This window comes from Pseudoxanthomonas beigongshangi (genome assembly GCF_016820515.1).
Classification (GTDB): domain Bacteria; phylum Pseudomonadota; class Gammaproteobacteria; order Xanthomonadales; family Xanthomonadaceae; genus Pseudoxanthomonas_A; species Pseudoxanthomonas_A beigongshangi.
In genome coordinates this window covers 237,073-244,755 of record NZ_JADHDV010000004.1, presented here as the reverse complement: position 1 = coordinate 244,755, position 7,683 = coordinate 237,073, and the positions used below count along the sequence as shown (strand labels likewise).

Below are 7,683 nucleotides of genomic sequence, written 5' to 3'. Positions count from 1 at the left end.
GGGGATTGAGGGGGATTGGCTCTTCGCCGCAAACCTCAATGCGCCAACGCATACCCCTTCAACCGCGCGGAGTACTCCTGCAACGCCCGGATACCACTGGCCTCGGCCTCATGGCACCACGCCTGCAACGCCTTCAACCGCTCCGCCGCATCATGGCTGCGGGCTTCAAGCAGCGCCGACAGGCGCGCGCGGTGTTCGACCAGCGCGCTGATGCGCGGCCGCTGCGAGACCCAGTTGCGCAGTTGTTCGCGCGCGTCCGGCTTGAGCCAGCGGCCGTCGTCGACCAGGCCACGACGCAGCTTGCGCGGCAGTAGTGCGCGCAGCTTGGCGCCCGCCTGCGCGGCCTCTTCCTTCAGCGCCGGCTTGAGCACGTTGCGCTGGTAGTCGGTCATGGCCTGGAAACGGTGCGACAGCAGCGCCTTCAGCGTGTCTGCGTCAGGCACCGCGATGTTCGGGCGAATGTCCAGGGTGGGTGCCACCCGCAACACTTTCGCCAGCCGGACCTTCTCCATGCCCTTGATCACGATCCAGCCGATATCCACTTCCCAGCGGCGCATCGAGAAGCGTGCCGAACTGGGGAAGGCGTGATGGTTGTTATGCAGCTCCTCGCCGCCCACCCACACGCCCCATGGCGTCAGGTTGGTCGAGGTATCGGAGGATTCGAAATTGCGATAGCCCCACCAGTGGCCCAGGCCATTGATCACGCCCGCCGCCCAGAACGGAATCCACGCCATCTGGATCGCCCACAACGCGACGCCGGGCAGGCCGAACAGGGTGGCGTTGATCAGCAGCAACAAGGTCGGTCCCAGGTTGGCGTGCGGGGTGTACACATGGCGCTCGATCCAATCGTCCGGCGCGCCCTTGCCGTACTGCTCGATGTCGGCGCGCTGCCCGCGCGCTTCGCGGTACAGCTCCACGCCGCGCCAGAACACATTGCCGATGCCCTTGGTCTGCGGACTGTGCGGATCCTCTTCGGTCTCCACCTTCGCGTGATGCTTGCGATGGATGGCGACCCACTCCTTGGTGATCATCGAGGTGGTCAGCCAGGTCCAGAACCGGAAGAAGTGGTTCAGCACCGGATGGAAATCCACGCCCCGGTGCGCCTGGCTGCGATGCAGGTACAGCGTCACCGAGAAGATGGTCAGCTGGGTGAAGACCAGCAGCACGATCAACAGCTCCCACCAGACCAGGCCGGTCAGGCCTCCGATCAGGAACTGCAGCAACGAGTCGGACATGGAAAGCGCTCCGTCAGGCACCGGCGCCGGTGGGGTCCGGTGCCGTCAGCGCATCATGCGGCCTGCACGTGACGATTTCACCCGACGCCGCCGAATGGTGTTCAGCTGGCGGATTTCGCCGCTGCCGCGGCCGCTTCCTGGCGGTGCATTTCTTCGGTCAGCACCCGCTTGATCTCGCCCACAATCGACTCGAGCGAGTCCTCGCCGTAGCCGACGTGATGGCTGGCGATACGACCCTGGGTGTCGATCACCCACAGATTCGGGTAGGCCTTCACACTGTAGGTGCGCGCGATGTCACCGTTGGGGTCGCGGGACTGCAGCAGGCTGTAATCGCGCATCTGCCGCATCATCTGCCGGTAGGTGGCGGGCGGGTCCTCGACGTTCACCGCGATGACCTGCAGCCACTGGGGGTCGACCTTCTTCTGCAGGGCGTCCAGCACCGGCAGTTCCTTCAGGCAGTAACCGCACCAGGACGCCCAGAAGGTCACGATCACCACCTTGCCCCGGTGTTCGGCCAGATCGACTATCTTTCCGTCACGTCCCTTGCCGAGTACGGTCGGTGCCGGATCGCCGATGGCGGGCGACTGCGCGAACGCGGGGAAGGTCAACGAAAGACAGAGCAGCAGGACGGCGAGGCGGATGCGGCGCATGGTCGGTTCCCTCCCTGGACTGGCGCCGAGTCTATCCCGCTTCCACTCCCCCAGACAGCCCCGCCGATGTCCCTCGCCCCCGATGCCGCGCCCGCGCCGGCGCCCCTGTTCGAACTCGATCGCGCCACCGTCATCCGCGGCTCCGTCCGCGTGCTGCGCGAGCTGACCCTGAGCATCCCGCTGGGCCAGCACACCGTCATCCTCGGCCCCAACGGCTGCGGCAAGTCGACCTTCATCAAGCTGATCAACCGCGAGCTGTATCCGCTGGCCCGTGAAGGCGACGCGCCGGTCAAGGTGTTCGGCCTGCGCCGCTGGAACGTGGCCGAACTGCGCACCCGGCTGGGCGTGGTCACCAGCGACCTCACCCGCAACCTGCAGGAGATGCCGCAGCTGCGGGTGGAGGACGCGGTCGTCACCGGCTTCTTCTCCAGTTTCGTGATCCCGCCGCATTGCGAGGTGGACGCGCAGATGCGCGCGCAGGCCCGCCGCGCGCTGGCGGCGGTCGAGGCCACCGCGCTGGCCGACCGCGAAGTCGCCGAACTGTCCACCGGCGAAATGCGCCGCGTGCTCATCGCCCGCGCGCTCGTGCACCAGCCCGAGGCGCTGTTGCTGGACGAACCCACGGCCGGCCTGGACCTGATCGCCCAGCGCCACTTCCTGGAACTACTGCGCGATCTCGCGCGCCAGGGCATCACCCTGGTGCTGGTCACCCATCACCTGGAAGAAATCGTCCCCGAATTCCAGCGCGTGATCCTGCTGCGCGCCGGCGATGTGATGGCCGACGGCGCACCCGACGACATCCTCACCTCGGAAAACCTGTCCGCCGCCTATGGCGGGCCGTTGCAGGTGCGGCGTGAGGGTGGGCGGTTCGTGCTGGGGCTGGATTGAAGCGGACCTTGCCGTGACGCTCCGCATCCCCATCTGATCGTCATCGCCTCTCCTTCCCGGCCGCACCGGTTTCCCCATGCCCGAACTGCCCGAAGTCGAAACCACCCGCCGGGGTCTGGCCCCGCATCTGGAAGGACGGCGCATCCGCGAGGTGACGCTGCGCCGGCCGGATCTGCGCTGGCCGATTCCGCCGGAGATCGCGCGCGAGCTGCCCGGCCAGCGCATCGCCGAGGTGCGGCGGCGGGCCAAGTACCTGTTGATGGATGTGGACGGCGGCAGCGCGTTGCTGCACCTGGGCATGTCCGGCAGCCTGCGGGTGCTGCCGGTGGATACGCCGGTGCGTGCGCACGATCATGTCGACATCGCGGTGGAAGGTCCGCGCGGGCAGCAGCGGGTGTTGCGCTTCAATGACCCGCGGCGCTTCGGTTGCCTGCTGTGGCAGCCGGCCGGCGAGATCCATCCCCTCCTGCAGGGACTGGGGCCGGAACCGCTGTCGGACGCGTTCGACGGCGACTACCTGTTCGAACTCAGCCGTGGCCGCAAGGCGCCGGTGAAGACCTTCCTGATGGACCAGGGCGTGGTGGTCGGGGTGGGCAACATCTACGCGGCCGAGAGCCTGTTCCTGGCCGGCATCTCGCCGCTGCGCGCCGCCGGCAGGGTCTCGCGCGAGCGCTACGTGGCCCTGGCCGACGCGGTCAAGCGGATCCTCGGTTACGCCATTACCCGCGGAGGGACCACCCTGCGCGACTTCATCAGCCCGGACGGGGCGCCCGGCTACTTCGAGCAGGAACTGTCGGCCTACGGGCGCGGCGGCGAGCCCTGCCCGCGCTGCCGGCGGCCGATGAAGGAAGCCAGCATCGGCCAGCGCACGACCGTCTGGTGCGGCCACTGCCAGAAGTGACAGGGACCTTCTCCCGAATGCCTTTATTCACATTTGGGGCTATATTCGCCGCCTGACTTGTGGGGAAAGCACATGGCGGACGCTTCAGACATCACCCTCTGGCTGGATTCGGCCCGCAACGGCGATCGCGCCGCGCTGGATCGGGTGCTGGCCACGCTCTACCAGGAACTGCACACCATGGCCCGCCGCCAGCTGTCGGGCCAGCATGGCTACACCCTGGACGCGACCGCGCTGGTCCACGAGTCCTACCTCAAGCTGATCGGTTCCACCGGAACGGCCAAGTTCGAGGACCGCGCGCACTTCTTCGCCTATGCCGCCTCCTCCATGCGCAGCGTGGTGGTGGATTACGCGCGCAGCCGGCTGGCGCGCAAGCGCGGCGGCGACCTCAAGCGGGTCGCGGACATTCCCGAGGAAGTTGAAGGCAACCTGAAACTCGACGAGGACCTGCTGGCGCTGAACGCCGCGCTGGACCAGCTGGCGCAGGCGGACGAACGCCTGGCCAAGGTGGTGGAACTGCGTTACTTCGCCGGTCTGTCGGAACTGGAAATCGCCGAGCTCCTGCAGCGCTCCGAACGCAGCATCCGCCGCGACTGGCAAAAGGCGCGGATGTTCCTGCTGTCGACGATGCAGGAACCCTGATCACGGCGGTCCATCGTGGACGTCGAACGCTGGAAACAGCTTTCCCCCCTGCTTGATGTCCTGCTGGAACTGGCGCCGGACGCGCGCGCGCACCGGATGGACGCGATTCGCGCCGAGGATCCGGAGCTGGCGATCGAGCTGGAGAAACTGCTCGCGCTGGAGGATGAGAGCGAGGGTTTCATGGAAGCCCCGCTGCTGGAAAAGCCCCAGAGCGGACTGCAGCCCGGCATGCTCATCGGCCCCTACCGGCTGGAGGACCTGCTGGGCGAAGGCGGCATGGGCATGGTCTGGCTGGCCTCGCGCGCCGATGGCCTGTACCAGCGCCGGGTCGCGCTGAAACTGCTGCGCCCGGGCCTGGCTGATCCCAACCTGCGCCTGCGCTTCACCCGCGAACGCGAAATCCTGGCGCGGCTGGAGCACCCCAACATCGCGCGCCTGCTCGACGCCGGGGTGAGCCAGGGCAGCCAGCCCTACCTGGCGCTGGAGTATGTCGAGGGCATCCCGCTGACCGAGTACTGCCAGGTCAACGCGCTGTCCATCGACGATCGCCTGCGCCTGTTCCTGCAGGTCTGCGAGGCGGTCAGCCACGCCCACGCCAACCTGATCGTCCATCGCGATCTCAAGCCTTCCAACATCCTGGTCTCGCCGGACCGCAATGTGCGCCTGCTCGACTTCGGCATCGCCAAGCTGCTGGATGAAAGCGAGCCCGCGCCGCTGAATCCACGCACCGAAGTCCGCGCGTTCACCCTGCACTACGCCGCGCCCGAACAGATCCGCGGCGAACCGGTCACCACCATGACCGACGTGTACTCGCTGGGCGTGGTGCTGTACGAACTGCTGGCCGGCACCAAGCCGTACCGGCTGCGCCGGCAGAGCGATGCGGAGTGGGAGGAAGCGATCCTGGCGGTGGAACCGCTCAAGCCCTCGGTGGCCGCGCAGCGCACCACCGGCGGCGGGCGCACCGAGTGCCCGAACGCGCGCCGCCACGGCCGCCAGCTGTCTGGCGATCTGGACAACATCGCGCTGAAGGCGCTGGCCAAGTCGCCGGAACAACGCTATCCGTCGGTGGAAGCGCTGGCGCTGGATCTGCGCCGGCACATGGATGGGCGACCGGTGCACGCGCGGCCGCAGAGCCTGGGCTATCGCGCGCGCAAGTACATTTCCCGCCATCGCTGGGCGCTGGCCGCCGGCAGCGTGACCGCGCTGATCCTGGTCGCCGCGCTCGGCGCCAGCCTGTGGCAGAGCCAGCAGGCGGTGCGCGAGGCCGCGCGCGCGCAGGCGATGCAGAACTTCGTGATCGGCCTGTTCGACAATGCCGGCAGCGCGCAGCGCGGCAACACCTACGACGCGCGCGAACTGCTGGTGGCGGGCGAGCGTCGCGGCGAACGCGAACTGGCCCGGCAGCCGCTGGCGCACGCCGAACTGCTGGGCGTGATCGCGCGCCTGCGCATCGGCCTGGGCGACTACCGCGAGGCGCTGGACCTGCTGGACCGGCAACAGCGCCTGCTGCAAGGCAGCGACGCGCCCGCGCTGACCCTGGAAAGCACCACCCAGCGAGGCCGCGTGCTGGCCCTGCTGGGGCGGCAGCGCGACTGCATCGACGCGATGATCCGGCTGGAAGCGGACATCGGCCGCCTGCAGATCCAGTTGCCGCAACAGGCCGCCGATTTCCTGTCGCAGGACGGACGTTGCCGACGCGCGGTCGCCGACCGCCAGACCGCGCGCCAGTTGTTCCTGCGCTCGCAGCTGATCCGTCGCGGCCTGCGTGATCAGACCGGCGTTGCCGAGAGCCTGTACGACCTGGCCGGACTGGAAAGCGACATGGGCAATGCCGATGGCGCGATCCGCGGTTTCAACGCCGCGCTCGTGCACCTGCGCCAGTACGACGGCCAGCGCCATCCGCTGGCGGTCGACATCGAACGCAGTCTCGCCAGCCTGTACCGGATCCGCGGCGATTCGCAGACCGCGCTGATGCACTACCGGCGCGCGCTCGCGCTGGCCCGCGACATCCACGGTGATCGCCATCCGGCGACCCTGGCGGTGCGCCGGCAGATGGGCGCGGTGCAGGTGGATCTGGGCCATTTCACCGAAGCCAACGCGCAGATGCGCCAGCTGCACGAGCAGACGATCAATGCGCTGGGACCGGCCCATCGCGAAACCGGATCCAGCTGGAACTCGCTGGGCATCATCGCCTGGGAACTGGGCGACACCGATGCCGCCGTCGCCGACATCGAACGCGCGGTGCGGGTCTGGCGCAGCCCGGACAGCCGCCAGCAACTGCCCGGCGGGCTCTACAACTACGGCATGGTGCTGCACAGCGCCGGCCGCGAGGACGAGGCGCTGGCCGCGTTGCAGGAAGCGCGCGGACTGCGCGCCGAACTGTTCGGCGCCAGCCACGCGCTGGTCGGCGAAACCGATCGCCTGATCGGCGAGGTGCTGGCCTCGCGCGGGGATCTGGCCGCAGCCAGCGAGTACTTCGATCGCGCCGAGAAACTGACCCGCATCGGCTACGGCACCGACCATCCGCGCACGCTGTTCGCCGAGCTGTCGCTGGCCCGCCAGCTGGGCCGCACCGGACAGGTCAACGAAGCGCTGCGCCGGATGGACGCGCTGGCCGTGCGCAAGGGCGAAGGCAGCGAGATCCCGAAACTGCGCTGGAGCGCGCGCGGCTACGCCGCCGAGCTGCGCTGCGAACGCGATCAACGCGAGCGTGGCCGCCGGGATCTGGATGCGCTGCTGACCGAACTGCGCACCGCGCAGCCGGATGGTGGTGTCATTCCGCGGGAGATTGCGCGGATTCGGGCGCGGTGCATTTGAGGTTGGGGATGGATCTTCGCTCCTGTTGAAGGGGAGCGAAGTGGGGTTTTCTTTNGATCTTCGCTCCTGTTGAAGGGGAGCGAAGTGGGGTTTTCTTTTTCGCGCCAAGAGCCAATCCCCCGTCGCCTCCGGCGCCCGCCCCCTTTTTCAAAGGGGGCTACCAGGAAGCTTCAGCGCCCGAAAACCCGCTGTTCCTCCCCCTTTGTAAAAGGGGGATTGAGGGGGATTTGCTGTTCGCGCCAAGAGCCAATCCCCCATCGCCTTCGGCGCCCGCCCCCTTTTTCAAAGGGGGCTAACAAGCAACTCCGACGCCCGAAAACCCGCTGTTCCTCCCCCCCTTTGTAAAAGGGGGATTGAGGGGGATTTGCTGTTCGCGCCAAGAGCCAATCCCCCATCGCCTTCGGCGCCCGCCCCCTTTTTCAAAGGGGGCTAACAAGCAACTCCGACGCCCGAAAACCCGCTGTTCCTCCCCCCCTTTGTAAAAGGGGGATTGAGGGGGATTTGCTGTTCGCGCCAAGAGCCAATCCCCCATCGCCTTCGGCGCCCGCCCCCT

General features: G+C 67.8%; 6 protein-coding genes. 4 read left to right on the top strand and 2 right to left on the bottom strand.

The genetic code is table 11. The features are described from left to right. Positions 1-35 precede the first annotated feature (35 nt). A complete protein-coding gene (locus tag IQ458_RS04935; RefSeq protein ID WP_183639690.1) occupies positions 36-1,235 on the bottom strand; it encodes a DesA family fatty acid desaturase in 1,200 nt (399 codons plus the stop codon). Between the two features lie 101 nt (positions 1,236-1,336). Continuing rightward, positions 1,337-1,885, bottom strand: a complete 549-nt coding sequence (locus IQ458_RS04930) for a TlpA family protein disulfide reductase (RefSeq protein ID WP_203322095.1) — start codon at positions 1,883-1,885, stop codon at positions 1,337-1,339. A gap of 66 nt (positions 1,886-1,951) precedes the next feature. Between IQ458_RS04930 and IQ458_RS04925 the strand changes: the two genes are divergently transcribed. From IQ458_RS04925 to IQ458_RS04910, 4 genes are all read left to right on the top strand, one after another. Further along, positions 1,952-2,773 (top strand): ABC transporter ATP-binding protein, encoded by an 822-nt coding sequence (locus tag IQ458_RS04925; protein WP_183639694.1) that lies wholly within the window; start codon positions 1,952-1,954, stop codon positions 2,771-2,773. A gap of 76 nt (positions 2,774-2,849) precedes the next feature. After that, on the top strand, positions 2,850-3,674 hold the full coding sequence (mutM, locus tag IQ458_RS04920; protein WP_192198314.1) for a bifunctional DNA-formamidopyrimidine glycosylase/DNA-(apurinic or apyrimidinic site) lyase: 825 nt from the start codon (positions 2,850-2,852) through the stop codon (positions 3,672-3,674). Between the two features lie 72 nt (positions 3,675-3,746). Next, on the top strand, positions 3,747-4,313 hold the full coding sequence (locus tag IQ458_RS04915) for an ECF-type sigma factor (protein WP_183639709.1): 567 nt from the start codon (positions 3,747-3,749) through the stop codon (positions 4,311-4,313). A 15-nt stretch (positions 4,314-4,328) separates the two neighbouring features. Continuing rightward, the gene (locus IQ458_RS04910) at positions 4,329-7,130 is read left to right on the top strand and encodes a protein kinase domain-containing protein (RefSeq protein WP_203322094.1); all 2,802 of its coding nucleotides are present in this window, start codon (positions 4,329-4,331) and stop codon (positions 7,128-7,130) included. The last annotated feature ends 553 nt before the right edge of the window (positions 7,131-7,683 follow it).

Bases quoted from the DNA above. Each gene is read 5' to 3' on its own strand.
- IQ458_RS04935 (WP_183639690.1), bottom strand. From the start codon at position 1,235: ATGTCCGACTCGTTGCTGCAGTTCCTGATCGGAGGCCTGACCGGCCTG.
- IQ458_RS04930 (WP_203322095.1), bottom strand. From the start codon at position 1,885: ATGCGCCGCATCCGCCTCGCCGTCCTGCTGCTCTGTCTTTCGTTGACC.
- IQ458_RS04925 (WP_183639694.1), top strand. From the start codon at position 1,952: ATGTCCCTCGCCCCCGATGCCGCGCCCGCGCCGGCGCCCCTGTTCGAA.
- mutM (WP_192198314.1), top strand. From the start codon at position 2,850: ATGCCCGAACTGCCCGAAGTCGAAACCACCCGCCGGGGTCTGGCCCCG.
- IQ458_RS04915 (WP_183639709.1), top strand. From the start codon at position 3,747: ATGGCGGACGCTTCAGACATCACCCTCTGGCTGGATTCGGCCCGCAAC.